At 69.7% G+C, this 24813-nt stretch carries 24 protein-coding genes and 1 riboswitch; of the genes, 8 read left to right on the plus strand and 16 right to left on the minus strand.

Annotation, left to right across the window (positions count from 1 at the left end; translation table 11 throughout):
• The first annotated feature begins 184 nt into the window (after positions 1-184).
• On the plus strand, positions 185-559 hold the full coding sequence (locus tag RSP_RS18570; protein WP_002724527.1) for a DUF2237 family protein: 375 nt from the start codon (positions 185-187) through the stop codon (positions 557-559).
• An 89-nt stretch (positions 560-648) separates the two neighbouring features.
• On the opposite strand, the gene trpB is transcribed toward RSP_RS18570, so the two are convergent.
• The 9 genes from trpB to trmB all read right to left on the minus strand — a co-directional run bounded on the left by trpB (position 649) and on the right by trmB (position 8615).
• Positions 649-1878, minus strand: coding sequence for a tryptophan synthase subunit beta (gene trpB / locus RSP_RS18575; RefSeq protein ID WP_002724529.1), 1230 nt, complete (start codon positions 1876-1878; stop codon positions 649-651).
• Between the two features lie 14 nt (positions 1879-1892).
• Complete coding sequence (locus RSP_RS18580; RefSeq protein WP_011339434.1) at positions 1893-2339, minus strand: GNAT family N-acetyltransferase; 447 nt, start codon at positions 2337-2339, stop codon at positions 1893-1895.
• Positions 2336-2974, minus strand: coding sequence for a phosphoribosylanthranilate isomerase (locus tag RSP_RS18585; RefSeq protein WP_011339435.1), 639 nt, complete (start codon positions 2972-2974; stop codon positions 2336-2338). The genes RSP_RS18580 and RSP_RS18585 overlap by 4 nt, the downstream gene beginning before the upstream one ends.
• The gene (locus tag RSP_RS18590) at positions 2974-3354 is read right to left on the minus strand and encodes a LapA family protein (RefSeq protein ID WP_017140397.1); all 381 of its coding nucleotides are present in this window, start codon (positions 3352-3354) and stop codon (positions 2974-2976) included. The genes RSP_RS18585 and RSP_RS18590 overlap by 1 nt, the downstream gene beginning before the upstream one ends.
• Positions 3355-3394: 40 nt before the next feature.
• A complete protein-coding gene (ihfB, locus tag RSP_RS18595; RefSeq protein WP_011339437.1) occupies positions 3395-3676 on the minus strand; it encodes an integration host factor subunit beta in 282 nt (93 codons plus the stop codon).
• A 174-nt stretch (positions 3677-3850) separates the two neighbouring features.
• On the minus strand, positions 3851-5536 hold the full coding sequence (gene rpsA / locus RSP_RS18600) for a 30S ribosomal protein S1 (protein ID WP_009564251.1): 1686 nt from the start codon (positions 5534-5536) through the stop codon (positions 3851-3853).
• A gap of 107 nt (positions 5537-5643) precedes the next feature.
• Positions 5644-6264, minus strand: a complete 621-nt coding sequence (locus RSP_RS18605; protein ID WP_011339438.1) for a (d)CMP kinase — start codon at positions 6262-6264, stop codon at positions 5644-5646.
• A 71-nt stretch (positions 6265-6335) separates the two neighbouring features.
• Positions 6336-7673, minus strand: a complete 1338-nt coding sequence (gene aroA / locus RSP_RS18610; RefSeq protein ID WP_011339439.1) for a 3-phosphoshikimate 1-carboxyvinyltransferase — start codon at positions 7671-7673, stop codon at positions 6336-6338.
• A 216-nt stretch (positions 7674-7889) separates the two neighbouring features.
• Positions 7890-8615, minus strand: a complete 726-nt coding sequence (gene trmB / locus RSP_RS18615; protein ID WP_011339440.1) for a tRNA (guanine(46)-N(7))-methyltransferase TrmB — start codon at positions 8613-8615, stop codon at positions 7890-7892.
• 265 nt (positions 8616-8880) lie between these two features.
• On the opposite strand from trmB, the gene RSP_RS18620 reads away from it, so the two are divergent.
• Positions 8881-9417 carry a peptidoglycan-binding protein gene (locus RSP_RS18620; RefSeq protein WP_002724556.1) on the plus strand — a complete coding sequence of 179 codons (537 nt, stop codon included), beginning with the start codon at positions 8881-8883 and terminating at the stop codon, positions 9415-9417.
• Between the two features lie 129 nt (positions 9418-9546).
• Here RSP_RS18620 and metK read toward each other — a convergent pair whose 3' ends face one another.
• From metK to RSP_RS18655, 7 genes are all read right to left on the minus strand, one after another.
• On the minus strand, positions 9547-10713 hold the full coding sequence (gene metK / locus RSP_RS18625) for a methionine adenosyltransferase (protein WP_002724558.1): 1167 nt from the start codon (positions 10711-10713) through the stop codon (positions 9547-9549).
• Between the two features lie 6 nt (positions 10714-10719).
• Positions 10720-10769: riboswitch (SAM-SAH riboswitch) on the minus strand.
• Between the two features lie 32 nt (positions 10770-10801).
• The gene (lnt, locus tag RSP_RS18630; protein ID WP_011339441.1) at positions 10802-12289 is read right to left on the minus strand and encodes an apolipoprotein N-acyltransferase; all 1488 of its coding nucleotides are present in this window, start codon (positions 12287-12289) and stop codon (positions 10802-10804) included.
• A 166-nt stretch (positions 12290-12455) separates the two neighbouring features.
• On the minus strand, positions 12456-13403 hold the full coding sequence (locus RSP_RS18635; protein WP_011339442.1) for a transporter associated domain-containing protein: 948 nt from the start codon (positions 13401-13403) through the stop codon (positions 12456-12458).
• Between the two features lie 39 nt (positions 13404-13442).
• Complete coding sequence (gene ybeY / locus RSP_RS18640) at positions 13443-13946, minus strand: rRNA maturation RNase YbeY (protein ID WP_011339443.1); 504 nt, start codon at positions 13944-13946, stop codon at positions 13443-13445.
• Positions 13930-14970: a PhoH family protein gene (locus tag RSP_RS18645; RefSeq protein WP_011339444.1), complete on the minus strand. Its 1041-nt coding sequence runs from the start codon at positions 14968-14970 to the stop codon at positions 13930-13932. The genes ybeY and RSP_RS18645 overlap by 17 nt, the downstream gene beginning before the upstream one ends.
• A gap of 142 nt (positions 14971-15112) precedes the next feature.
• On the minus strand, positions 15113-16423 hold the full coding sequence (gene miaB, locus RSP_RS18650) for a tRNA (N6-isopentenyl adenosine(37)-C2)-methylthiotransferase MiaB (protein WP_011339445.1): 1311 nt from the start codon (positions 16421-16423) through the stop codon (positions 15113-15115).
• A 161-nt stretch (positions 16424-16584) separates the two neighbouring features.
• On the minus strand, positions 16585-17271 hold the full coding sequence (locus tag RSP_RS18655; RefSeq protein WP_002724569.1) for an arylesterase: 687 nt from the start codon (positions 17269-17271) through the stop codon (positions 16585-16587).
• Between RSP_RS18655 and RSP_RS18660 the strand changes: the two genes are divergently transcribed.
• The 6 genes from RSP_RS18660 (at position 17270) to rpoN (ending at position 24743) form a co-directional block, all read left to right on the plus strand.
• A complete protein-coding gene (locus tag RSP_RS18660) occupies positions 17270-17959 on the plus strand; it encodes an ABC transporter ATP-binding protein (RefSeq protein ID WP_002724571.1) in 690 nt (229 codons plus the stop codon). The two genes, RSP_RS18655 and RSP_RS18660, sit on opposite strands and share 2 nt — an antisense overlap.
• A complete protein-coding gene (locus RSP_RS18665) occupies positions 17956-20463 on the plus strand; it encodes an ABC transporter permease (RefSeq protein ID WP_011339447.1) in 2508 nt (835 codons plus the stop codon). Before RSP_RS18660 ends, RSP_RS18665 begins: the two co-directional genes overlap by 4 nt.
• 1 nt (position 20464) lies before the next feature.
• Positions 20465-20881 (plus strand): hypothetical protein, encoded by a 417-nt coding sequence (locus tag RSP_RS18670; protein ID WP_011339448.1) that lies wholly within the window; start codon positions 20465-20467, stop codon positions 20879-20881.
• A 322-nt stretch (positions 20882-21203) separates the two neighbouring features.
• Positions 21204-22256: a tRNA 2-selenouridine(34) synthase MnmH gene (gene mnmH / locus RSP_RS18675; protein WP_011339449.1), complete on the plus strand. Its 1053-nt coding sequence runs from the start codon at positions 21204-21206 to the stop codon at positions 22254-22256.
• Complete coding sequence (locus RSP_RS18680) at positions 22257-23357, plus strand: FAD-dependent oxidoreductase (protein WP_011339450.1); 1101 nt, start codon at positions 22257-22259, stop codon at positions 23355-23357. It begins immediately after the preceding gene.
• A gap of 87 nt (positions 23358-23444) precedes the next feature.
• Positions 23445-24743: an RNA polymerase factor sigma-54 gene (gene rpoN, locus RSP_RS18685; RefSeq protein WP_011339451.1), complete on the plus strand. Its 1299-nt coding sequence runs from the start codon at positions 23445-23447 to the stop codon at positions 24741-24743.
• The last annotated feature ends 70 nt before the right edge of the window (positions 24744-24813 follow it).

Below are 24813 nucleotides of genomic sequence, written 5' to 3' on the forward strand. Positions count from 1 at the left end.
TGCGGCCCCTGCGGCCTGTCCTCCCGTTGTTCCCGGATCGCGCGGAAAGTGCAATCACTCCGGCGGGGGCGGCCGCGGCCTTCGCCGCCCTGCCCTCTCCGGAGAAACCCGAAGCCCGGTCCGCCAGTTTGTCCTTCGCAGCACCGCCCCGCTCGGGCAGAGTGGCGCGAAAGGGAGACGAACCATGATGGAAGCCTCGATCAACGTGCTGGGCGCACCGCTCGAAAGCTGCGGGACCGACCCGGTCACCGGCTTCTTCCGTAACGGCTGCTGCGACACGGGCGCCACAGACCGCGGGATGCACACGGTCTGCGCGCTGATGACGGCCGAATTCCTCGCCCTGTCGAAATATCTCGGCAACGATCTCTCGACGCCCAGGCCCGAATTCGGCTTCCGGGGGCTGAAGCCCGGCGACCGCTGGTGCCTCTGCGCCGGCCGGTTCCTGCAGGCCCACGAGGAGGGCGCCGCCCCCCGGGTGCGCCTCGGCGCCACCCACCGCCGCACGCTCGAGGTGGTCCCGCTCGAGGTGCTCAAACTCTATGCGATCGACCTCGCCTGAGCCGCGCGGCTCTCACTCTGGAAAAATATCCTCGGGGGGAGACCGGCCCGAAGGGCCGGGCCGGGGGGCAGACAGCCCCCCGCGCGCGGTCAGATCTTCATGTCGAAGCCCAGATGCTTCGCCACGGTGAAGATGTCCTTGTCGCCCCGCCCGCACATGTTCATCACGATGATATGGTCGCGCGGCAGCGTCGGCGCGATCTTGATGACATGGGCCAGCGCGTGCGACGGCTCGAGCGCGGGAATGATCCCTTCGAGCGCACAGCAGAGCTGGAACGCCTCCAGCGCCTCGGCATCGGTAATCGAGACATATTCCGCCCGGCCCGTGTCATGGAGCCATGCATGTTCGGGCCCGATGCCCGGATAGTCGAGCCCGGCCGAGATCGAGAAGCCCTCGAGGATCTGGCCGTCGGCATCCTGCAGCAGATAGGTCCGGTTGCCGTGCAGCACGCCCGGACGTCCGCCGGTCAGCGAGGCACAATGTTCCATCCGGTCGTCGACGCCCTTGCCTCCGGCCTCGACGCCGACGATCCGCACCGACGGATCGTCGAGGAACGGATGGAACAGCCCCATGGCGTTCGACCCGCCGCCGATGGCGGCCACGAGCGTGTCGGGCAGGCGGCCCTCTTCCTGCTCGGCCAGCTGCCAGCGCACTTCGCGGCCGATGATCGACTGGAAGTCGCGCACCATCGCCGGATAGGGATGCGGGCCCGCCACGGTGCCGATGCAGTAGAAGGTGTCGCGCACGTTGGTGACCCAGTCGCGCAGCGCGTCGTTCATCGCATCCTTCAACGTGCCGCGCCCGGAGGTCACCGGCACCACCTCGGCGCCCAGCAGCCGCATGCGGAACACGTTCGGCGCCTGCCGTTCGACATCGTGCGCGCCCATGTAGACCACGCATTTCAGCCCGAACTTGGCGCAGACCGTCGCCGTCGCCACGCCATGCTGGCCCGCGCCCGTCTCGGCGATGATCCGGGTCTTGCCCATGCGGCGGGCGAGGATGATCTGGCCCAGCACATTGTTGATCTTGTGCGCGCCGGTATGGTTCAGCTCGTCGCGCTTGAGATAGATCTTCGCCCCGCCGAGATGCTCGGTCAGCCGCGGCGCGAAATAGAGCGGCGAGGGACGACCGACGTAGTTCTTCCACAGGTCGTCCATCTCGGCCCAGAAATCCGGGTCGGTCTTGGCATGTTCATAGCGCGCTTCGAGATCGAGAATCAGCGGCATCAGCGTCTCGGACACGAAGCGTCCGCCGAAGATGCCGAAACGACCCTGCTCGTCGGGGCCGGTCATGTAGCTGTTGATGCCGTCCTCGGCCATGGCGCGCACTCCTGTCAGTCCAGCGCCCGTTTATACCCGATGTGCGAAGCGGTAAAGCCGAGCCGCTCGTAGAAGCGGTGCGCCCGCTTGCGCGAGCGATGGGTGGTGAGCTGGATCAGCGTGGCGCCGGCCGCCCTCGCGCGCGCCTCGGCATCGGCCATGAGATCCGCCCCGATACCCTGCGAGCGCAGGTCGGAGGCAACCCGCACCGCCTCGACCAGCGCACGCGTCGCGGCCCGGAGCGACAGGCCCGGCAGGATCGCGAGCTGATAGGTGGCGACCACCCTGCCCTCCTGCTCGCCCACGATCAGCAGCATCCCCGGGGCCGCGGCCATCCGGTCGAAGGCCGCGAGATAGGTCTCGAGCGGGGCCGTCTCGCGCTGAGCCCCCAGCGCATCGTCGGCGAGCAGCGCCAGGATGGCCGCCACATCCTCGCGTCGCGCGTCGCGGAAGCGGATCACCGGGCGGCCTGCAGGAAGGCCGCGATCCGGGCCGGATCCTTGACGCCCGGCGCCGATTCGACGCCCGAGGAGACATCGACCTGCGACGCCCCCGTGCGCCGGACGGCCTCGGCCAGATTTTCGACCGTCAGCCCCCCCGCCAGCATCCAGGGCCTGATCCAGTGCCGCCCCGAGATCAGCCGCCAGTCGAAGGAGAGGCCATTGCCGCCGGGCAGCGCCGCGCCCTTCGGCGGTTTTGCATCGATCAGGATCTGGTCGGCGGCCAGCGACTGTTCGAGAATCTGCGGCAGGTCGCCTTCGTCCGCCACCCCCACGGCCTTCATGACCGGCAGCCCGTAGCGCGCCCGCACCTCGGCCACCCGCTCGGGGCTCTCGCCGCCGTGAAGCTGCAGCATGTCGAGCGGCACCGCCTCGACGATGGCGTCGAGCGTCTCGTCACTGGCGTCGACCGTCAGCGCCACCTTGGCCACCCCCGGCGGCGCGGCGAGCGCGAGCCGCTGCGCCTGCGCAAGCTCCAGATGGCGCGGCGATTTCGGGAAGAACACCAGACCGACATAGGCCGCGCCCGAGGACGCGGCCGCCTTCACATCCGACTCCGTCCGCAGTCCGCAGATCTTGACGCGGACTCCTGCCATCAGGCCGATTTCGAGAGCGCGGTCAGAACGTCGTTCTTCGGCACGCCGACGGCGGTGCCGGTCTCGACCTTGGATCTGAGCGTGGAGACTTCGCGCTGGAGGGTCTTCACTTCCTGCGACTTGCGGCGCACTTCGGCCCGATGCTTGTGCTCGCGCATCCATTCCCAGAAGAACCCGATGAGCAGGCCGGCCACGATGCCGCCGAAGATCACGGCATAAAGCGGCAGCTGCATCGACCAGGCAGACCAGCCCGTGCCCACGAAGGTCGCGAGGTTATCCGGCATGAGTCTCACCGTCACCGGATCCCGGTGAGCGAGCGCGACGGTCAGGAGCACGACCGCCAGGACGACGAGGAACAGAATACGCAACCAACGGATCATAGGGGTCCTGCTCACCAATCAGAGGGGCAATGCCGCGCCGTCACTTCGCATTCAGGCGATCACGCAGCAGCTTGCCGGTTTTGAAGAAGGGAACCTTCTTGTCTTCGACTTCGACAGCTTCACCCGTTCTCGGGTTGCGGCCGACTCTGGCATCCCGGGCCTTGACCGAGAATGCGCCGAATCCGCGCAGCTCCACCCGGTCGCCACGGGCCAGAGCCTCGATGATCTCCTCGAAGACCGTGTTCACGATCCGCTCGACATGGCGCTGGGTGAGGTGAGGATTCTCGTCGGCTATTTTCTGGATCAGTTCCGATCGGATCATCCTTGCCCCCCTGAGCCGCCTTCGGCGGACGCTTATGCCAAGGAAGGATAGAGGAAAAATCTGCGCCGCACAAACTGGAAAACCGTGGAATAAGGGACACTTCCGCGGGATGGGCGGAGAAATGCGAAAGGCCCCGCGCAGCCGCGGGGCCCTCCGATCGTCTCTGAGGCGACCTCAGCCGCGATCGCTGTTGCGCAGCGCCGCGCCGAGGATGTCGCCCAGCGAGGCGCCCGAATCGGACGAACCGTACTGTTCGACGGCTTCCTTCTCTTCGGCGATCTCGCGCGCCTTGATCGACAGGCCGAGGCGACGGGTCTTGGCATCCACGTTGGTCACGCGGACATCCACCTTGTCGCCCACCTGGAACCGCTCCGGACGCTGGTCGGCGCGGTCGCGCGACAGGTCCGAACGACGGATGAACGACTTCATCGAGTTGTATTCGACCTCGATGCCGCCGTCCTCGATCGCCGTCACGGTCACGGTGATGACCGAGCCCCGCTTCACGCCTTCGATGGCTTCCGAGAAGGTGTCGTCGCCGAGCGCCTTGATCGAGAGCGAGATCCGCTCCTTGTCGGTGTCGACCTCGGTCACCACCGCCTTCACGACGTCGCCCTTGCGGTAGTTCTGGATGGCTTCCTCGCCGCGCTGATCCCAGCTGAGATCCGAGAGGTGCACCATGCCGTCGATATCGTGCTCGAGACCCACGAACAGACCGAATTCGGTGATGTTCTTGACCTCGCCCTCGATCGGCGTGCCGACCGGATGGGTTTCGGCAAAGACTTCCCACGGGTTGCGCATGGTCTGCTTGAGACCGAGCGACACGCGGCGCTTGGCGCTGTCGATTTCCAGCACCATGACGTCCACCTCCTGCGAGGTCGAGACGATCTTGCCGGGGTGCACGTTCTTCTTGGTCCAGCTCATTTCCGAGACGTGGACCAGACCTTCGACACCGGCTTCCAGCTCGACGAACGCGCCGTAGTCGGTGATGTTGGTCACGCGGCCCTTGTGGACCGAGCCGATCGGATAGGCTTTTTCCACCGCATCCCACGGATCCGACTGGAGCTGCTTCATGCCCAGGCTGATGCGGTGGGTTTCCTTGTTGATCTTGATGACCTGGACCTTCACGGTCTCGCCGATCGACAGGATCTCCGAGGGGTGGTTCACGCGGCGCCACGCCATGTCGGTGACGTGCAGCAGGCCGTCCACGCCGCCGAGATCGACGAACGCACCGTATTCGGTGATGTTCTTGACGACGCCGTCAACGGTCTGGCCTTCGAAGAGGTTCGAGATGACCTCGGCGCGCTGTTCGGCGCGGCTCTCTTCGAGGATGGCGCGACGCGACACGACGATGTTGCCGCGGCGACGGTCCATCTTCAGGATCTGGAACGGCTGCTTCATGCCCATCAGGGGGCCCGCATCGCGCACGGGGCGCACATCGACCTGCGAACCGGGCAGGAAGGCCACGGCGCCGCCGAGATCGACGGTGAAGCCGCCCTTGACGCGGCCGAAGATCGCGCCCTCGACGCGGGTCTCGTTGGCATAGGCCTTCTCGAGACGGTCCCAGGCTTCCTCGCGCTTGGCCTTGTCACGGCTGATGACGGCCTCGCCACGGGCATTCTCGACCCGGTCGAGATAGACCTCGACCTCATCCCCGACCGAGATGTCGACCGAGCCCGACATGTCGGCGAATTCCTTCAGGTCGACGCGGCCTTCCATCTTGTAGCCGACGTCGATGATGGCCTGGCCCGCTTCGACGGCGATGACCTTGCCCTTCACGACCGACCCCTCCTGGGGGGTGTCGATCTGGAGGCTCTCGTTCAGGAGGGCCTCGAATTCTTCCATGGTTGCTTTAGCGCACATGCAGTCAGTTATCCTTTTCACGTCATTTCACGGGCCTGGCGGTTGGCTCCGCCGGTCTTTTCGCATCGCGGCGAACAGGGCCGCCTCACGGCAATGAGGGCCGAGGATTACTCCCGACCCTGCGCCTGCCTCAGTTCGATGGCTTCGATCGCCTTGTTCACTGCGGCGTCTATAGTCAGTTCCGTCGTGTCGAGCAAGAGCGCATCGGGGGCAGGCCGGAGCGGCGCGGCCTCCCGCTCGCGGTCGCGCCGGTCGCGCTCGCGCAGATCGGCCAGGATCTCGGCCTCGCTCTGCGCGCCGCCCTTTGCCGCCAGTTCGAGCCAGCGCCGCCGCGCGCGCTCCTCGTCCGAGGCCGTCACGAAGAGCTTCACCTCCGCCTCCGGGCAGATCACGGTGCCGATGTCCCGCCCGTCGAGCACCGCCCCGCCCTCGCGCCGCGCGAAACTCCGCTGGAAGGCCACGAGGGCCGCCCGCACCTCGGGCAGCGCGGCCACCCGGCTCGCGGCCTGCCCCGCCTCGGCCGAGCGCAGATCGCCCCGCGCGAGATCGGCAAGATCGAGCCCCTCGGCCGCCGCCACCGGATCGGCGCCTTCGGTCACCTTCGCCCCCACCGCGCGATAGAGCAGCCCCGTATCCAGATGCGCAAAGCGGAAATGCGCCGCGACCGCCCGCGAGATCGTGCCCTTGCCGGCCGCCGCCGGCCCGTCGATCGCCACCGTGAAGCGCATTCCCCGGCCTTTCATTCTGGTCCAAATATCCCGCGGGGGTGCGGGGGCGCGAAGCCCCCGCCGCCGCCTGCTCAGCCCGCCGCCAGATCCGCTCCGAGACCCGCCATCAGATCGATGAAGGCAGGGAAGGAGGTCGCGATAGGCGAGCCGTCGTCGACGGTCACCGGCGCCTCCGCCGCCATGCCGAGCACGAGGAAGCTCATGGCGATCCGGTGATCGAGATGGGTGGCGCAGGTGGCCCCGCCCGGCACCCGGCCCATGCCATGGACGATCAGCGTATCCTCGTCCTCCTCGATCCGCACGCCGCAGGCCTCAAGCCCCCGCGCCATCGCGTCGATCCGGTCGCTCTCCTTCACGCGCAGCTCCTTCACGCCGCGCATGATCGTCAAGCCCTCGGCAAAGGCCGCCACCACCGACAGGATCGGATATTCGTCGATCATCGAGGGCGCGCGCTCGGGCGGCACCTCCACGCCCTTGAGGGCCGAGGCCCGCACGCGCAGGTCGGCCACCGGCTCGCCGCCCTCCTCGCGCTCGTTCTCGAAGGCGATGTCTGCGCCCATCTCGAGCAGCGTCACATAGAGCCCGTCCCGGGTGGGATTGCGGCTCACCCCCGGCACCAGGATCTCGGATCCCTCGACGATCAGCGCCGCGCAGACCGGAAAGGCCGCCGAGGACGGATCGCGCGGAACCGCCACCGTCTGCGGCCGAAGCTCCGGCTGCCCGGTCAGGGTGATGACCTGCCCCTCGGGCCCCGTCTCGACGCTGAGTTCGGCGCCGAAGCCGCGCAGCATCCGCTCGGAATGGTCCCGCGTCGCCTCGCGCTCGATCACGACCGTCTGCCCGGGCGCGTTCAGCCCGGCCAGAAGAACCGCCGATTTCACCTGCGCCGAGGGCACCGGCACCGTATAGCGCACCGGCACCGGATCGGCGGCGCCCACGAGCGTCATCGGCAGCCGCCCGCCCTTGCGCCCGTAGGCGCGCGTGCCGAACAGAGCCAGCGGATCGGTCACCCGCCCCATGGGCCGCTTGCGGAGCGAGGCATCGCCGGTGAAGGTCGCGGTCAGCGGCGAGGTAGCCATCGCCCCCATCACCAGCCGCACGCCGGTGCCGGAATTGCCGCAGTCGATCACCTCGGCGGGCTCGGTGAAGCCCCCCACGCCCACCCCATGCACCGACCAGGCGCCCGGCCCGTGCTGGATCACCTCGGCGCCGAAGGCGCGCATGGCCTTCGCGGTGTCGAGCACGTCCTGCCCCTCGAGAAGACCCGTGATCCGCGTCTCGCCCACCGCCATGGCGCCGAGGATCAGCGCGCGGTGGCTGATCGACTTGTCGCCGGGGATCTCGGCACGCCCCTTCAGCGGCCCCGAGCGGCGAGCGGTCATCGGTTGCGCGGGCCCGTGTCCGGACATGATCTTCCTCCAGATTGACGGCGCGAGCCTTACCCAATGCGCCCGGTCCGGTCCAGCATCAAACCCGCCCGCAGGCACCGCGCACCACCCGACGACACAAGGCGCAGGGCCTACATGTGGACCGCACAAGCGCGGGGTGCCGATCCCACCATGCTCATGCAGCACGCGAGCAAAAGCACACAGATCACTGAGTTAAAAGTCTTTTTCTAAGGCCGCTCAGCCCTGTCGCCGGAAGGTCATGTAGTGCGGCACACGTCCCTCGCGGAGCGCCTTCTGTTCGTAGCGGGTCGAGAGCCAGTCCTCCCAGGCCTCGCCGCTCTCCGACACGAGATCGAAGCCGGCCTGCGGCACCTCCTCAAGCGTCTGGCGCACATAATCGGGGATGTCGGTCGCAACGCGGAACGTGGCCCCCGGCGCGAGCACGCGGGCCAGAGGGCCGAGATAGCCCTGCGTCACGAACCGGCGCCGGTGGTGGCGCTTCTTCGGCCAGGGATCGGGATAGTTGAGGAAGGCCTTCGAGACGGAGGCCTCCGGCAGCACGTCGAAGAGATCGCGCACATCGCCCGGGTGCACGAGGAGATTCTCCACGCCCGCCGCCCGGATCTTGCCGAGCAGCATCGCCACCCCGTTCACGAAGGGCTCGCAGCCGATCAGGCCGATCCCGGGATTGCGCGCAGCCATATGGACCATGTGCTCGCCGCCGCCGAAGCCGATCTCGAGCCAGACCGGACGGCCGCCGAAGAGCGCGCCGAGATCGAGCGGGCGACGCTCGGGGTTCTCCTCGCGCGTGATGCCTTCGGGCCGCAGCCGGCCGAGATCCTCGGAGAGATAGACCTTCTGCGAGGGGCGCAGCGTCTTGCCCGACCGCCGGCCATAGAAGTTGCGCCAGGCGGGGCCGTCCGCCGCGCCGCGTAGGGATTCGGGGGCGTCGTCGTCACTCATTTCGGCACCTTCTGCAGCCTCCGCCAGCCCCTAAACGCCCCCGCGCCACAGGTCAACCGCCCCCCGCGCAAGTTTTTGCCGCCTCGGGAACCGGGGGATGAGCGGCTTTCCGTTTCCTTACATTTCAGTGACTTGAGGGAGATCCGGGGGCGCTGTTATCCGATAGCAGCCCCGGGTTTTTGCCTGACACGCCGCTTCGACCCATGTTCCGGAGCAGCAGATACCACCGCCCCTGCCGACCGGGGCGCGAACAACGGAGACAGAGATGACCATCGACCTTCGCAAGACCGCCATCGCCGCGCTGGCCGCCCTCTCGCTGGTGCCCGCCGCCGCGGCGCCCGCCCATGCGCTCGGCAAGAAGGACAAGGCCTTCATCGCCGGCGCCGCCACCGCGGCCGTTGCGGGCGTGGTGATGCAGAACATGCGCGCCAACGGCCAGTGGCCCTTCGGTCAGCAGCAGCCCCGCTATGCGGCCCCGCCGGCCCAGCCGCAATATTACGTCCAGCCGCGGGCGACCTATGCCACCACCGCCCCGCGTCAGGTCACCTACCAGCCCCGCTATGTGGCCCCGAGCGTCCATTCCACGCCCGCAGCCCAGGCCTTCCGCGAGCTCTCGCCCCAGATGCGGCGCGAGGTGCAGATCTCGCTCGCGCGCTACGGCTATTACTCGGGCTCCATCGACGGCGCCTGGGGGCCCGGCACCTCGGCCGCGGTCGATGCCTATGCCCGCGACAGCGGCCGCATCGGGCAGCTCGGCAGCGTCGCCGGCGCCTACGGCGTGATGGACAGCCTCGGGGGCTGAACCGGATTTCACGAAGCGCCTTTTCAGCAAGAGTTTCAGAACGACAGAAGCCCCGGCGATCCGCCGGGGCTTCATTTTGTCTGTCAGAGGCAATCCGCCCTTATGCGGCAAGGACTTGCCGCCGGTTCCTCAGACGGCCTTCAGCAGGGCGTCGGTCAGGTCCGTCCGTTCCCACGAGAAGCCGCCGTCCGCTTCCGGCGCCCGGCCGAAGTGACCGTAGGCCGAGGTGCGGGCATAGATCGGCCGGCAGAGGTTCAGATGCTCGCGGATGCCGCGCGGCGTGAGGTCCATGCAGTCCGCCACGGCCTTCTCGATCTGCGCCGCATCCACCTGGCCCGTGCCATGGGTGTCGACATAGATCGAGAGCGGCTTCGCCACGCCGATGGCATAGGAGACCTGCAGCGTGCAGCGCTCGGCGAGGCCCGCGGCCACGACGTTCTTGGCGAGGTAGCGCGCGGCATAGGCGGCCGAGCGGTCGACCTTGGTCGGATCCTTGCCCGAGAAGGCGCCGCCGCCGTGGGGCGCGGCCCCGCCGTAGGTGTCCACGATGATCTTGCGGCCCGTCAGGCCCGCATCCCCGTCCGGCCCGCCGATGACGAAGGTCCCGGTTGGGTTCACCCACCATTCGGTCGCCTCGGTGATCCAGCCCTCGGGCAGCACTTCGCGGATGTAGGGCTCGACGATGGCGCGGATGTCGTCGGAGGTCTGCTCCTCATGGGCGTGCTGGGTCGAGAGCACGATCGAGCGCACCTCGACGGGCTTGCCGTTCTCGTAGCGCAGCGAGAGCTGCGACTTGGCGTCGGGACGCAGGTCGGGCTCCTGACCCGATTTGCGCACCTCGGCCAGCCGGCGCAGGATCGCATGCGAATACTGGATCGGCGCCGGCATCAGCTCGGGCGTCTCGCGGCAGGCATAGCCGAACATGATGCCTTGGTCGCCCGCGCCGTCCTTGTCGACGCCCTGCGCGATATGGGCCGACTGGCGGTGCAGGAAGTTCTGCACCTCGATGGTGCGCCAGTGGAATTCCTGCTGCTCGTAGCCGATGTCCTTCACGCAATCGCGGACGATGCCGTCCACGCGCTCCATGAACTCGTCCAGCTTCTGGGGATCGGAGAGGCCGACTTCGCCTCCGACAACGACGCGGCCGGTCGTGGCGAAGGTTTCGCAGGCGACCCGGGCGGTGGGTTCCTCGGCCAGGAAGGTATCGAGGACGGCATCCGACACGCGATCGCACAGCTTGTCGGGGTGACCTTCCGAGACGGACTCGGAAGTGAAGACGTAGTTCATGCGGGACATGGGAAGTGCTCCGTTGGGGTTAACCCCGTCACGCCAGGAAGCCGTTGTGACGGTTGCCCTCCGCGCTACACCCCTGAGGGGAGGCGGGTCAAGCGCCCCGAGGCCTGCGCGTCGCCACAAGAAGCGCCGCGAGGGCGAGGAGGGCCACCAGAACCGGCAATTCTCCCAGACGGGAGAAGGGGGTAGCCGGAAAGGCCCCCGGCAGTGCGACATCTTTGTAGCCCGCCTCTCCGAGCGGCAGGTCGCTCAGGACGCGGCCGCGCGCATCGACCAGCGCCGAGATGCCGGTATTGGCCGACCGGACCAGAGGCAGGCCGAGCTCGATCGCGCGCAGCCGCGTCTGGGCCAGATGCTGGTAGGGGCCGTTGAAGGTGCCGAACCAGGCGTCGTTGGTGATCTGCAGGATCCAGTCGGGCCGCTCGGCAGTGCGCAGGTCCTGCGGGAAGACCGCCTCGTAGCAGATGAGCGGAAGGACCTTGCCGAGGCCCGGGCCGAGGTCGAGCACCTGCGGCCCGGGGCCTGCCGAATAGCCGAACCCTTCCTGCGCCGCGAAGGCGCGCAGGCCGAAGAGCTCGAACATCAGATCCCCCATCGGGACATATTCGCCGAAGGGCGCCAGATGATGCTTGTCGTAGAGGCCCGCGATCTCGCCCGCGGGCCCCACGACCACGAGGCTGTTCCAGAAGCGCCAGCCCTCGCCGCGCTGGATGCCCGCGATGACCGGCGCGCCCCGCCCGGCGGCGGCGATCTCGGAGAGAAGCCCCGGCGCGCGGTCGAGGAGATAGGGCACCGAGGTCTCGGGCCAGATCACGAGGTCCGGTCGCGGACCGTCGGACGTGAGCGTGAGGAGGCGCGAAAAATGGGTGGCGGCCAGATCGGGATCCCATTTCATGCGCTGCTCGGCATTGGGCTGCACGATCCGCAGCACGGGGCCCGCGGGCGGCGGCTCGGGCAGCGACAGACGCCAGAGGCCGAAGCCCGCCATCGCCGCGAGAAGCGCCGCCGAGAGGCCGAGACCCCGCGCCCGTCCCGCGATGGGCAGGGCCGCGGCCAGCGCGGTGAGAAGCGTGAGGCCCGAGGGGCCGATGAGGCTCGCCACCTGCACGGGCCAGGCGCCGACCCAGATGTGGCCGATGAGCGCCCAGGGAAATCCCGTCAGTACATAGCCGCGGGCCAGTTCCGCCGCGCCCAGGGCCGTGGCGAAGGCGATGGGCCGCCGCCAGCCGGCGCCGAGATGGGCGAGCCAGCCCGCGAGCGCCCAGAAGAGCGCCAGACCGAAGGAGATCAGCACCAGCGCAAAGGGCGCCATCCAGCCGTAGGTCTCGGCGTCGATGAGGAAGGGCTCGACGATCCAGCTGAGCGCGGCGGCGAAATGCCCCGCGCCGCCGAAGAGCGCGAGGAGCGCGGCCTGCCTGCGGGTCGCGGCGCCGGCCACGATCCCGATCAGGGCGGCGAGGGCAGGCAGGGCCAGCCACCAGAGGCCGAAGGGCGCCTGCCCCGAGGCCAGAGCCACGCCCGCTCCGAAGGCAAGGGCGAGGCGCAGGGCCATGGGGTGGGTTCGAACGAGGGCGATCATGGCGGCTCCGGTGACACCGCCCGTGGGTGCCCCGGCGGACCTGCGCCGTCAAGGGCCGGCCGGTCGAGAGGCTGTGAACGAGGTCCGAACCGGGGAGAGCGGCGGGTGCGCCGGGACGGGTCGGGCCACGGGGGGCTGTCTGCCCCCCGCACCCCCCGAGGATATTTCAGCCAGAATGAAGGGGCTGTTCGGCCGGCAGCGCGCGCCCCCCCACGGGCGCGGCGACGGCGCCCGGAAGACGGACGCGCAGCCGCTTGATCTTGCGCGCGTCGGCGTCGATCACCTCGAATTCGGCGCCGCTCTCGTGCGGGACGATCTCGCCGCGGACGGGCACGCGGCCGGTGCGCAGGAAGACGAGCCCGCCCAGCGTGTCGATCTCCTCGTCCTCCTCCTCGCGGCGGAGGCGCAGGCCGATCTCGGCCTCGAACTCGTCGAGCGGCGTGCGCGACTGCGCCATGTAGACGCCGGGTTTCTCGAGCGTCCAGAGCGGGCCCTCGACCTCGTCATGCTCGTCCTCGATCTCGCCGATCACGGTTTCGATCAGGTCCTCGATGGTGACGAGCCCGTCGACCCCGCCATATTCGTCGATGACGAGCGCCATATGCACCCGCTCGCGCTGCATCTTCTGCAGAAGGACGCCGATCGGCATCGAGGGCGGCGCATAAAGGAGCGGCCGCAGCAGCGTCTTCAGATCGAAGCTGCCGTTGCCGTTGAACCCGTGCTGAAGCGCCAGATCCTTGAGCAGCACGAGGCCCAGCGGCTGGTCGAGCGTCTCGCGGTAGACCGGCAGGCGCGAGAATCCGTGCTCGCGGAACACCGCCACCAGATCCTCCTTGCCGATGTCCACCGGCACGGCCACGATCTCGACCTTGGGAATCGCCACATCGTCCACCCGGAGGCGGCGCAGGTTGGCAATGCCGGGAAGGGTCAGGCTGCTCTGCGCGATGGCGAAGGCCCGGTCCTGCGGGGACAGGGCACCGCCTCCGGCCTCGGCGGGCGAGAAGGCGCTGAAAAGGCGGCCGAAAAGGCCTTTCGGTCCAGGCTCCGCCTGGTCGTCTTCCGTCTGGTCGGGCGCGCTCTGCGCTGCCATAGACCCGTCGCTGCTACTGTCCATCTGTCCTTTCCGAATGGCCGCGCCAGATCCGGCGCCGGATCAATATGGGTCGGGCACCCCCAGCCCCGCAAGTATCCTTGTCTCGGTCGCCTCCATCAGGTCGCCGTCCGCCTCCTCGACATGGTCGTAGCCGAGAAGATGCAGCACCCCATGCACCAGAAGATGGGTGACATGATCCGTCACGGGCTTGCCCTGCTCGGCCGCCTCGCGCTGGCAGGTCTCGAAGGCGATGGCTACGTCGCCGAGCGGCTCGGGATCCTCGGGATCGCCGGGTTCGGGCGGCTCGGGCGCCATGCCCGGCTCTTCGGAGGCGCGCTCTTCCGACGGCCAGGAGAGCACGTTCGTGGGCTTGCCCTTCTGGCGGAAGGCGCCGTTCAGCTCGGCGATGCGCGCATCGTCGCAGCCCATTACGACGAGGGTGAAGCCCTCCGCCGGCATGTCCAGCGCCGCGAGGGTGGCCTCGGCCGCACGGGTCGCGAGCGCGGGGAGGTCAAGCTCCTCCCAGCGCCCGTCTTCGATCACTGTCTCAACCAGAGGCTCCATCTTCGGCCTCATACGCCTCGATGATGCGGGCCACAAGCGGGTGGCGCACCACATCCTTGGCCGTGAAGTAGTTGAACGAGACCCCGCGCACCGACTTCAGCACCCGCTCGGCATCGGCGAGCCCCGAGGCGGTGCCCCGCGGCAGGTCGATCTGCGTGCGGTCGCCGGTGACGACCATGCGGCTGCCCTCGCCCAGACGCGTGAGGAACATCTTCATCTGCATGGTGGTCGCGTTCTGCGCCTCGTCGAGCACGACGAAGGCGTTCGAGAGGGTGCGCCCGCGCATGAAGGCGAGCGGCGCGATCTCGATCCGCTTCTCCTCCATCAGCTTCATGAGCTGCTTCTGCGGCAGGAAATCGTTCAGCGCATCGTAGAGCGGCTGCATGTAGGGGTCGATCTTCTCCTTCATGTCGCCGGGCAGGAACCCCAGCCGCTCGCCCGCCTCGACCGCGGGACGCGAGAGGATGATCCGGTCGACCACGCCGCCGATCAGCATGGTCACGCCCACGGCGACGGCAAGATAGGTCTTGCCGGTGCCCGCCGGGCCGATGCCGAAGGCCAGTTCGTGATCGAAGAGATTGGCGACATAGGCCTTCTGCGCCTCGGTGCGCGGCTCGACCGGCTTCTTCCGGGTGCGGATCTCGTATTTTCCCGGGGTGAAAAGTTCGATCTGCTCGCCCTGTGCCGCGTCGAGCACCGGGCGACCCAGCCGGATCGCCCCGTCGATGTCGCCCGCGACAAGACCGCGGCCCGCCTCGAGCCGGGAATAGAGGCCTCGGAGCACCGATGACGCCTGATCCCGCGCTTCCCTGTCGCCGATCACCGCCAGCCGGTTGCCCCGGCGCAGGATATGCACGCCCATCTGATGTTCGATCTGCGCCAGGTTGCGGTCATACTCGCCGCAGAGATCGATCAGGAGACGATTGTCAGGGAATTCGAGAAGCGTTTCCACGACATCCTCGGAACGGGTCGGGGGGGTCAGCGCGCTGATGCCCAAAGACAACTCCTTGTGCTGGAGGGCCATGTATCAAGAGTGGGGTCGCGATGGCCCCAAGGCAAGAAAATAGGTGACGAAACCACAATTTCTTGTGACGCTGCACGGAAAGGACGCAAGAGAAGAGCGCGGTTGTGAATGCCGCCGCGCCCCTCTCCGGCCGATGCCGGGATCAGGCGCCCAGACGCTCTCCGGCGAGCGAGTTCGGCGCGCTTGCGGTGATGCGCACGCGCACCAGATCGCCCACTTGCCCCGCCTTGTCCTCGACATGGACGGCGTGGAGATGGTCGGACTTGCCGACCATCTGTCCGGGCAGGCGCCCGGCCTTCTCGTAGAGCACGCCCACCTCGCGCCCGACCATCGCCATCTGTGCCGCCCGCTGCTGCTCGGTCACCAGCGCCTGCAGCCGCTGAAGCCGCGCGTCGCAGACCTCGGCCGGCAGTTCGGGCTTCTCGGCGGCGGGCGTGCCGGGGCGCGCGGAATATTTGAACGAGAAAGCCGAGCCGAAGCCCACCGCCCGGATCAGATCGAGCGTCGCCTCGAAATCGGCTTCGGTCTCGCCGGGGAAGCCCACGATGAAGTCCGAGGTCAGCAGGATGTCGGGGCGCGCGGCGCGGATCCGCTCGATCAGCCGCAGATAATGTTCGGCCGTGTGCTTGCGGTTCATGGCCTTCAGGATCCGGTCCGACCCCGACTGCACCGGCAGATGCAGATAGGGCATGAGCTTGGGCTCGGCCCCGTGGGCCTCGATCAGATCGTCGGCCATGTCGTTGGGATGCGAGGTCGTGTAGCGCAGCCGCTCGAGCCCGTCGATGCGGGCCAGCTCGCGGATGAGCCCGCCGAGCCCGCGGCCGTCGTTCGACCAGGCATTCACGTTCTGCCCCAGAAGCGTGATCTCGCGGACGCCCCGCTCCACCAGCCCGCGGGCCTCGGCCATCAGCCGCGCGAAGGGCCGGCTCACCTCGGCGCCACGGGTGTAGGGCACGACGCAGAAGGCGCAGAACTTGTCGCAGCCCTCCTGCACGGTCAGGAAGGCCGCCGGGCCGCGGGTGGCCTTGCGCTCGGGCAGATGGTCGAACTTGTCCTCTTCGGGAAAGTCCGTGTCCACCACGCGGGCGCCCCCTTCGGTGCGCTCCAGCATGTCGGGCAGGCGGTGATAGCTCTGCGGACCCACCACCAGATCCACGAGCGGCATCCGCTTGAGGATCTCCTCGCCCTCGGCCTGCGCCACGCAGCCCGCCACGCCGATCTTCAGGTCGGGCTTGGCGGTCTTCAGCGGCCGGAGGCGGCCCAGATCCGAATAGACCTTCTCCGCCGCCTTCTCGCGGATGTGGCAGGTGTTCAGGAGCACCATGTCGGCCTCTTCGGCGACCTCGGTCAGCACATAGCCCTTGGCGCCGAGCGCCTCGGCCATGCGCTCGCTGTCGTAGACATTCATCTGACAGCCGTAGGTCTTGATGAAGAGCTTGCGGGCTTCGGACATTGGCGCGCCCCCTTTCGATGAGGGCGGGTCTTAACCGGAAACGGCGGGCACATGCAATCGGCATGGGCTCCGAGCCGAGAAACCGGCCTCCCGCAAGGCCGGCGGCGTCAGCGCGCCCGGTGGAAGCGCGGAGAGGCCGCCGCCCGGCGCGCGCGACGAGCCTACTGCCGCGCACGCTCGACCAGCGCCTGCACGCGCGGCCCCATTTCCTCCACGATCACGGCCACGCCCTCGGCGCTCGGATGGATGCCGTCGGGCTGCATGTAGCGCTGACGCGCGTCGGGCTCGTCCAGCCGTGCGGCAAGGGCGGCGAAGAAGTTCGGTTCCAGATCCGCGCCGTAGCTTTGGGCCAGACCGGGAAAGATCGCATCGAACGACCGCTTGAAGTCGGGACCATAGTTGCCCGGGGCCGCGAGCCCGACCAGAAGCACCGGCAGCCCGCGGTCCTCGGCCGTCTTCAGGATCGCCTCGAGGTTCCCGCGCGTCAGCGCCGGATCGAGGCCGCGCAGCATGTCGTTGCCGCCGAGGTTCACGATCATGGCATCGACCTCGGGCGTCAGGCTCCAGTCGAGCCGCGCGCGGCCGCCCGCCGTCGTGTCGCCCGAGACGCCGGCATTCACCAGCGAGACGCTCTCGCCATGGTCCCGCAGCCATTGCTGCATTTGCGGCACGAAGCCCTCGCCCTCGGGCAGGCCGTAGCCCGCCGTCAGGCTGTCGCCGAGCGCCAGCACCGTGACCTCCTCGGCCGCGGCGGCAGGCATGGCCGAGAAGACGAGGGCCAGCGCCATGTTGCGCATCGCGCCGAGCGCGCCATATCGGGGTCTGAAGCTGAGAGGGACAAGGTGCATGAGCGAGACGATCCTGGCGCTGAGGGACGCGCGGCTGACGTTGGCGGGAAACGCAGGCCCGGTCGAGATCCTGAAGGGGATCAGTCTGGACGTGCGGCGCGGCGAGACGCTGGGGCTCGTGGGGCCTTCGGGATCGGGCAAGTCGTCGCTCCTGATGCTGATGGGCGGGCTGGAGCGCGCCACCGGCGGCACGGTCACGGCGCTGGGCCAGGACCTGACGGCGATGGACGAGGACCAGCTCGCGCGGTTCCGCCGGGGGAATATGGGCGTCGTCTTCCAGTCTTTCCACCTCATCCCCACGATGACGGCACTTGAAAATGTCGCGATCCCGCTGGAGCTTGCCGGCGCGCCCGACGCCTTCGACCGCGCCGAGGCCGAGCTGCGCGCCGTGGGGCTCGGGCCCCGGATCGACCATTATCCCTCGCAGATGTCGGGGGGCGAGCAGCAGCGGGTGGCGCTCGCGCGTGCCGCGGCGCCCCGGCCCGCGATCCTTCTGGCCGACGAGCCGACGGGCAATCTCGACGGGGTGAACGGGGCCGCGATCATGGATCTCCTCTTCGGGCTGCGCGACCGGCACGGGGCGACGCTGGTCCTCGTGACCCATGCGCCCGAACTTGCCGCGCGCTGCGACCGGGTGGTGCGGCTCGCCGACGGGCGCATCGCAGGCGAGGAGCGCAAGGCGGCATGAGAAACGCGGCACGGATTGCGCGGCGCGAGCTGCGCGGGGGCCTCCGCGGCTTCCGGGTGTTTCTGGCCTGCCTCACGCTCGGGGTCGCGGCCATTGCGGCGGTGGGCCTCGTGCGGGCGGCCATCGAGGCCGGGCTGACGGATCAGGGCGCGGTGCTGCTCGGCGGCGACGCGCAGATGGAATTCACCTACCGCTTCGCCACGCCCGAGGAGAAGGCCTGGATGGAGGCCCGGGCCGAGCGCGTCTCGGAGGTGGTCGAGTTCCGCTCCATGGCCGTGGTGGGCGAGGACCGGGCGCTCACGCAGGTGAAGGGCGTGGACGGCCTCTATCCGCTCGAGGGCGAGGTCGAGCTCGACCCGCCCTTCCCGCTCGAGGAGGCTCTGGCCGACCGCGGCCTGCCCGGCGCCGTGATGGATCGGGTGCTGGCCGACCGGCTCGGCCTCTCGGTGGGCGAGAGCTTCCGGCTCGGCACCCGCAATTTCCGGCTGGGCGCGGTCCTCGTGCGCGAGCCCGACAGCATCACCGGCGGCTTCTCCTTCGGGCCGCGCACGCTGGTGCACAGCTCGGCCCTCACCTCCTCCGGCCTGCTCGAGCCCGGCACGCTCTACGAGACGGAATACCGGCTCGACCTGCCCGCGGGCACCGATCTCGCCGCAGCGCAGGCCGAGGCAGAGGCCGCCTTCCGCGACAAGGGGATGCGCTGGTCGGACAGCCGCCGCGCAAGCCCGGGCGTCGAGCGGTTCGTGGACCGGACAGGCTCCTTCCTCGTCCTCGTGGGGCTCGCCGGTCTCGCCGTGGGCGGCGTCGGCATCTCTGCCGCGGTGCGCGCCTATCTCGAGGGGAAGGTCGCCACCATCGCCACGCTCCGCACGCTCGGGGCCGAGGGGCGCACGATCTTTCTGGCCTATCTGTTCCAGATCGGCGCGCTGACCGCGCTCGGCGTGGCGGCCGGGCTTCTGCTGGGCGTCCTTCTGCCGCTCGCGGCCTCGCCCTTCATCGAGGCCTCCCTGCCCTTCCCGGTGACCTTCGGGATCTATCCGGCACCTCTGCTCGAAGCCGCCTTCTACGGCATCCTCACCGCCTTCATCTTCACGCTCTGGCCGCTCGCCCGCGCCGAGAGCGTCCGCGCCGCCGCGCTCTACCGCGGCACGGGCGAAGGCGGTCGGCCGCGCTGGCCCTGGCTCGCCGCCATCGGCGGGCTGACGGCGCTCCTCGTGGGCGGCGCCGTGGCCTTTTCCGGCACGGCGCTTCTGGCGCTGGCCTCGGCCGGCGGTATCGTGGGCGCGCTCCTCATCCTCGCGATGGCCGCGCTCCTTCTGCGAAGGGCAGCCCGCAGCGCGGCCCGCTCCCGCCTCGCCCGCGGCCGGACGGCGCTGCGCCTCGCGCTGGCCTCCATCGGCGGTCCGCGGCAGGAGGCGACCTCGGTCGTCCTGTCGCTGGGCCTCGGCCTTTCTGTGCTGGCCGCGGTGGGCCAGATCGACGCCAACCTCCGCTCGGCCATCGAGCGCGACCTGCCGGCGCGCGCGCCCTCCTACTTCTTCGTGGACATCCAGCAGGACCAGATCGAGGGGTTCCTCTCGACCCTGCGCGGCGATGCGGCGGTGAGCCGGGTCGAGGCCGCCCCCATGCTGCGCGGCGTCCTCACCCGGATCAACGGCCGCCCGGCCCGCGAAGTGGCGGGCGAGCATTGGGTGGTGCGCGGCGACCGCGGCATCTCCTATGCCGCGCGCCCCGACGAGACGGCCCGTGTCGTGGCCGGCACCTTCTGGCCCGAGGATTATCAGGGCCCGCCGCAGGTCTCCTTTGCCGCGGAAGAGGCGGCCGAGATCGGGCTCAAGCTCGGCGACCGGCTCACGGTCAACATCCTCGGCCGCGACATCGAGGCAGAGATCACCTCGCTGCGCGAGGTGGATTTCTCCTCGGCCGGCATGGGGTTCGTGATGGTCATGAACCCGGCCGCGCTGGCGGGCGCGCCCCACACCTTCATCGCCACCGTCTATGCCGAGCCCGAGGCCGAGGGCCGCATCCTGCGCGAGCTCGCCACCGCCTATCCCAACATCACCGCCATCCGCGTCAAGGATGCGATCGAGCGGGTGAGCGAGGCGCTCTCGGCCATTGCGACCGCCACCGCCTGGGCCGCGGCCGCCACGCTGGTCACGGGGTTCGTCGTGCTGATCGGCGCGGCGGCGGCGGGCGAGCGCGGACGGATCTACGAGGCCGCGGTGCTCAAGACGCTGGGCGCCACCCGCGCCCGGATCCTCGCGAGCTTCGCTCTCCGATCCGGCCTCCTCGGCGGCGCGGCCGGCCTCGTCGCGATCCTCGCGGGGGGGCTTGCCGGCTGGGCGGTCATGACCTTCGTGATGGACGCGAGCTACCGGTTCGAGCCGGTCTCGGCTCTGGCGATCGTGGTCGGAGGCGTGCTTGCCACGCTTCTCGCGGGGCTTCTCTTCGCGCTGCGTCCGCTCCGGTCGCGGCCTGCGCAAGTTCTTCGCGCACAGGAGTAGGATGGCGGGAACCTTGCCACTCCCCCGTGCGTTAGCCTGTGTTTCCTTTGGGGGAACGGGGGTAATGGTCAAGATGAAAGACAAGACTGTGGATCTGACGCCGCCGCCGGAGGTCGCCTCGACCGCCGAGAAGGGGCTGGAGTTGCGGCGAAAATACAAGCGCGGCGGCACCAACGTGGGCGTCGCCCGCGCGCGCGACCTGAAGGGACGCAAGTCGCTCTCGCCGCAGACCATCAAGCGGATGGTGAACTTCTTCGACCGACAGGAAGTGCACAAGCAGGACGAGAACTTCGGCAACGAGGACGATCCCTCGCCCGAATATGTCGGCTGGCTTCTCTGGGGCGGCGATCCGGGCCGGGAATGGGCCGAGCGGAAGAAGGCCGAGCTGGTGGATTCCGCCACGAAGCCCAAGAACTGAGCGCGCCGGCTGCCGCTCCTGCGAGGGCCAGCCGCGGACCGGGCGAGGCCTCGGTCGGGATCCTGACCTCGCCTCTTTCCCGAAGGTGAGTGAGCGGCCGAAGTTGACGGCTGTCAACCGCATGTCCTTTGCGATCAAGGTCGGGCGGGGGAGCGAAACCTCTCGGCAGCCCCGTTTCCGGCGCTGAACGCCCCGGCTGAGCGCGCACGGTGCGACCAGCACATCTTACCGCGTAGGAAAGAGACCACGCCTGCGACGCTGCCGTCCCGTCGCGAGTGGCAGGGCTGCTGGCAAAGGGGCGCGGGGCGGGCTAGGAAGGCGCATGGCCTATCGTGCAACCGACCTTTCGCAGCTCATCGAGCACGGGTTCGACGATGTGATCGACGTGCGCTCGCCTGCCGAATGGCAGGAGGACCGCGTGCCCGGAGCGATCAACCTGCCCGTCCTCGACAATGAGGAGCGCGCCCGGGTCGGAACGATCTACAAGCAGGTCAACCCCTTCTCGGCCCGCAAGATCGGCGCGGCGCTGGTGGCCCGCAATGCCGCGCGTCACATCGAGGAGGTTCTGGCCGACCGTCCGGGCGGCTGGCGCCCGCTCGTCTACTGCTGGCGCGGCGGGCAGAGGTCGAACTCCTTCGCCATGATCCTCGGCCAGATCGGCTGGCGGGTCGAGGTGCTGGAAGGCGGCTACAAGAGCTGGCGCGGCCTCGTGGTGCAGGAGCTCTACGACCGGCCGGTCCGGGCGCCCGTGGTGGTGATCGACGGAAACACCGGGGCCGCGAAGACCGAGATCCTGACGCATCTGGCCGCCTTCGGCGTGCAGGTCCTCGATCTCGAGGGGCTCGCCAATCACCGCGGCTCGCTCTTCGGCGCCTTGGCGGGCGGTCAGCCCGCGCAGCGCGGCTTCGAAAGCCGCCTCGCCGTGGCGCTGGCCCGGCTCGATCCGACGCAGCCGGTGGTGGTCGAGGCGGAATCGAGCAAGATCGGCGAGATCCGGCTGCCGCCGGGCCTCTGGAAGGCGATGCAGGCCGCGCCGCGGATCGAGGTCGCCGCCCCCGTCGCGGCCCGCGCGGCCTATCTCGTGCGCGCCTATCGCGATCTGGTCGAGGACGGCCCGCGGCTCGCCGCCGTCATCGACCTTCTGCGCCCCGTCCATCCGGCAAAACGCATCGAGGAATGGCACGCGCACGCCGCCGCGGGCCGGTTCGAGGAGCTCGCGGCCGATCTGATGCAGCGGCATTACGATCCGCGCTACGCCAAGCACCGCGCCCGCTCGGCCCCGCCGCGCGCGGCGGTCGAGACCGACCGGCTGGACGATCTGCCGGCCCTTGCGGCCCGGATCGCCGCGCAGGTCGCGCGGCTGGCGGAGGGCTGAATGGAGCGCGGCGCGCGCGATCTGGTGCTGATCGGCGGCGGGCACGCCCATGCGCTGGTGCTGCTCGGCTGGAAGCCGGTGCCAGACCTGCGCGTCACCCTCGTCAATCCCAAGCCCGCCGCGCCCTACACCGGGATGCTGCCCGGCCATGTCGCGGGACACTACCGCCGGTCGGACATGATGATCGACCTCGTGGATCTGGCCCGGCGCGCGGGCGCCCGGCTCGTGCTCGACTGCGCCACAGGCATCGACCGGCAGGCGAAGCGCGTGCTGCTCGCGGGGGGCGACAGCCTGCCCTACGATGTGGCCTCTCTCGACGTGGGCATCGCCTCGGACCTGCCGCAGGTGCCGGGGGCCGCGGATCATGCGGTGGCGGCAAAGCCCCTCGGGCCCTATGCCGACCGGTGGGACGCGTTCGTGGCGCAGGCGCCGGCCGAGCCGCAGATCGTGGTGATCGGCGGCGGCACCGGAGGGATCGAGCTGGCCATGGCGCAGGCCTTCCGGCTGCAGAGCGCGGGCGCCCGGCCCCGCGTGACCGTCGTCGAGCGCGCGGCGCAGGTGCTGCCGGGCCTCGGCGCAGGCGCGCGGCAGGCGCTCCTCACCCGCATGGCGGGCTTCGGCATCCGGATCCTGACCCGCACCGAGGTGGCGCGGATCGCGCCCGATGCGGTGATCCTCGGCTGCGGCACGCGCCTGCCCTCGGACTTCACCCTGACCGTGACGGGCGCGCAGCAGCAGGCATGGCTGACCGGCACCGGCCTCGCGCTCGAGCGCGGCTTCGTCCGGGTGGGGCCGACGCTGCAAAGCTCGGATCCCGCGATCTTCGCGGTGGGCGACTGCGCCCATCTCTCCCATGCGCCCCGGCCCAAGGCGGGCGTCTTCGCGGTGCGCGAGGCGCCGATCCTCGGCCACAATCTCGGCGCCGCCGTTCTGTGCGGGCCCCTGCGGCGCTACCGGCCGCAGCGCGATTACCTGAAGCTCATCTCCTGCGGCGCCCGCGTGGCCGTGGCCGACAAGTTCGGCCTGCGGCTCGAAGGCGCCTGGCTCTGGCTCTGGAAGGACCGGATCGACCGCCGCTTCATGCAGCGGTTCCGGGACTGATCCCGCCGGGCGGCGTGGCGCATCCAAGCGCCGGGGCTCCCGCCCCGGTTGCGCCATGGGCGCGCGGGCACTAGGCTCGACGGAACCATGAAGTCCCGCCAGCGCATCAGTATCGCCCAGACCCAGAGGCTGCAGCTCAATCTCGGCCTCACCGCCTCGATCCGCGTCCTGAATTCCGATGCCGAGGGCCTCACGCGCTACCTGCAGGAGCAGGCGGCGGAGAACCCCCATATCCAGCTCGAACCGGCAACCTCGACCGACTGGCTGCCGCGCTGGACGAGCGTTCTGTCGCGCCTCGCGCAGGGCGAGGGGTCGGCGGGCGGAGAGACGGTGGCGGCGGCGGGGCCGAGCCTCATGGCGCATGTGATGGCGCGCATCGACACGCTTTATCCGCGCGGGCCCGAGCGGCGGATCGCCATCCTTCTGGCCGAAGCGCTGGAGCCCACCGGCTGGCTCGGGACGGGACCGGACGAGATCGCCCGGCAGGCCCGCGTCCCCTCCGCCGAGGTCGAGGCCGTGCTGGCCGGGCTGCAGAAGATCGAGCCCGCCGGCCTCTTCGCCCGAACCCTCGCCGAGTGCCTGCGGCTTCAGGCCATCGAGGCCGAGCGGCTCGATTCCACCCTGAGCTGCCTTCTCGACCATCTCGACCTGGTGGCAGAGGGGGCCCTCGGGCGGCTCGCGCGGCTCTGCAACACGGACGAGGCCGGGGTGACCGCGCGCCTGCGGCTCCTGCGGACCTTCGACCCGAAGCCCGGCGCGCAGTTCGATCCGGGCGCGGCGCCGGTGCGCGAGCCCGACCTGATCGCGACGAAGGGCGAGGCCGGGTGGGAGGTGTCGCTGAACCGCTCGGCCATGCCCACGGTGCAGATCCGCAAGCCGGACAAGCGCCCGACGACGCCGGCCGCCCGCGCGGCCTGGACCCAGGCGCAGGCGGTGGGCCGGATGATCGAGAACCGCAATGCCACGCTGCTGAGGGTCGCGCGCGAGATCCTCGCCCGGCAGGAGGCGGCGCTCGACGAAGGTCCCTCGGCGCTCGTGGCCCTGACCATGACCGAGGTGGCCGAGGCGCTCGGCATCCACGAGAGCACGGTGAGCCGCGTGGTCGCGGGCACCTGCGTGGACACGCCGCGCGGCACCTGGTGGCTGCGGCGCATGTTCAGCGGCCGCCTTGCCGAGGGCGGTCCCTCGGCCGCGGCCATCCGCGCCGCCATCGCCCGCCTCGTCGCGCAGGAAGATCCGGCCGCGCCTTTGTCCGACGGCGCTCTGGTCGAGGCGCTGGCGGCCGAGGACATGCAGCTGGCGCGCCGCACCGTCGCCAAATATCGCGAGATGCTGAACATCCCCCCCGGACACCGCCGCCGCCGCAGGCCCTCGCGCTCGGCCTGATCCGCCAGCACGACGCCGGCGGCCTGTCCCGCGTCGCATGGGGCCTTTCGGACCGCGCGCGATCGGCTAG

This window comes from Cereibacter sphaeroides 2.4.1 (genome assembly GCF_000012905.2).
GTDB classification, from domain to species: domain Bacteria; phylum Pseudomonadota; class Alphaproteobacteria; order Rhodobacterales; family Rhodobacteraceae; genus Cereibacter_A; species Cereibacter_A sphaeroides.

What these genes read in the sequence shown, in the direction of transcription:
- ihfB (WP_011339437.1), bottom strand. Translation starts at nt 3,676, where the DNA reads ATGATCCGATCGGAACTGATCCAGAAAATAGCCGACGAGAATCCTCAC.
- rpsA (WP_009564251.1), bottom strand. Translation starts at nt 5,536, where the DNA reads ATGTGCGCTAAAGCAACCATGGAAGAATTCGAGGCCCTCCTGAACGAG.
- miaB (WP_011339445.1), bottom strand. Translation starts at nt 16,423, where the DNA reads ATGTCCGAAGCCCGCAAGCTCTTCATCAAGACCTACGGCTGTCAGATG.
- RSP_RS18670 (WP_011339448.1), top strand. Translation starts at nt 20,465, where the DNA reads ATGGCGGGAACCTTGCCACTCCCCCGTGCGTTAGCCTGTGTTTCCTTT.
- ybeY (WP_011339443.1), bottom strand. Translation starts at nt 13,946, where the DNA reads ATGGAGCCTCTGGTTGAGACAGTGATCGAAGACGGGCGCTGGGAGGAG.
- mnmH (WP_011339449.1), top strand. Translation starts at nt 21,204, where the DNA reads ATGGCCTATCGTGCAACCGACCTTTCGCAGCTCATCGAGCACGGGTTC.
- rpoN (WP_011339451.1), top strand. Translation starts at nt 23,445, where the DNA reads ATGAAGTCCCGCCAGCGCATCAGTATCGCCCAGACCCAGAGGCTGCAG.
- RSP_RS18570 (WP_002724527.1), top strand. Translation starts at nt 185, where the DNA reads ATGATGGAAGCCTCGATCAACGTGCTGGGCGCACCGCTCGAAAGCTGC.
- RSP_RS18585 (WP_011339435.1), bottom strand. Translation starts at nt 2,974, where the DNA reads ATGGCAGGAGTCCGCGTCAAGATCTGCGGACTGCGGACGGAGTCGGAT.
- trmB (WP_011339440.1), bottom strand. Translation starts at nt 8,615, where the DNA reads ATGAGTGACGACGACGCCCCCGAATCCCTACGCGGCGCGGCGGACGGC.
- RSP_RS18655 (WP_002724569.1), bottom strand. Translation starts at nt 17,271, where the DNA reads ATGCACCTTGTCCCTCTCAGCTTCAGACCCCGATATGGCGCGCTCGGC.
- trpB (WP_002724529.1), bottom strand. Translation starts at nt 1,878, where the DNA reads ATGGCCGAGGACGGCATCAACAGCTACATGACCGGCCCCGACGAGCAG.
- RSP_RS18605 (WP_011339438.1), bottom strand. Translation starts at nt 6,264, where the DNA reads ATGCGCTTCACGGTGGCGATCGACGGGCCGGCGGCGGCCGGCAAGGGC.
- RSP_RS18680 (WP_011339450.1), top strand. Translation starts at nt 22,257, where the DNA reads ATGGAGCGCGGCGCGCGCGATCTGGTGCTGATCGGCGGCGGGCACGCC.
- lnt (WP_011339441.1), bottom strand. Translation starts at nt 12,289, where the DNA reads ATGATCGCCCTCGTTCGAACCCACCCCATGGCCCTGCGCCTCGCCCTT.
- RSP_RS18635 (WP_011339442.1), bottom strand. Translation starts at nt 13,403, where the DNA reads ATGGACAGTAGCAGCGACGGGTCTATGGCAGCGCAGAGCGCGCCCGAC.
- RSP_RS18620 (WP_002724556.1), top strand. Translation starts at nt 8,881, where the DNA reads ATGACCATCGACCTTCGCAAGACCGCCATCGCCGCGCTGGCCGCCCTC.
- metK (WP_002724558.1), bottom strand. Translation starts at nt 10,713, where the DNA reads ATGTCCCGCATGAACTACGTCTTCACTTCCGAGTCCGTCTCGGAAGGT.
- RSP_RS18645 (WP_011339444.1), bottom strand. Translation starts at nt 14,970, where the DNA reads ATGGCCCTCCAGCACAAGGAGTTGTCTTTGGGCATCAGCGCGCTGACC.
- RSP_RS18590 (WP_017140397.1), bottom strand. Translation starts at nt 3,354, where the DNA reads ATGATCCGTTGGTTGCGTATTCTGTTCCTCGTCGTCCTGGCGGTCGTG.
- aroA (WP_011339439.1), bottom strand. Translation starts at nt 7,673, where the DNA reads ATGTCCGGACACGGGCCCGCGCAACCGATGACCGCTCGCCGCTCGGGG.
- RSP_RS18660 (WP_002724571.1), top strand. Translation starts at nt 17,270, where the DNA reads ATGAGCGAGACGATCCTGGCGCTGAGGGACGCGCGGCTGACGTTGGCG.
- RSP_RS18665 (WP_011339447.1), top strand. Translation starts at nt 17,956, where the DNA reads ATGAGAAACGCGGCACGGATTGCGCGGCGCGAGCTGCGCGGGGGCCTC.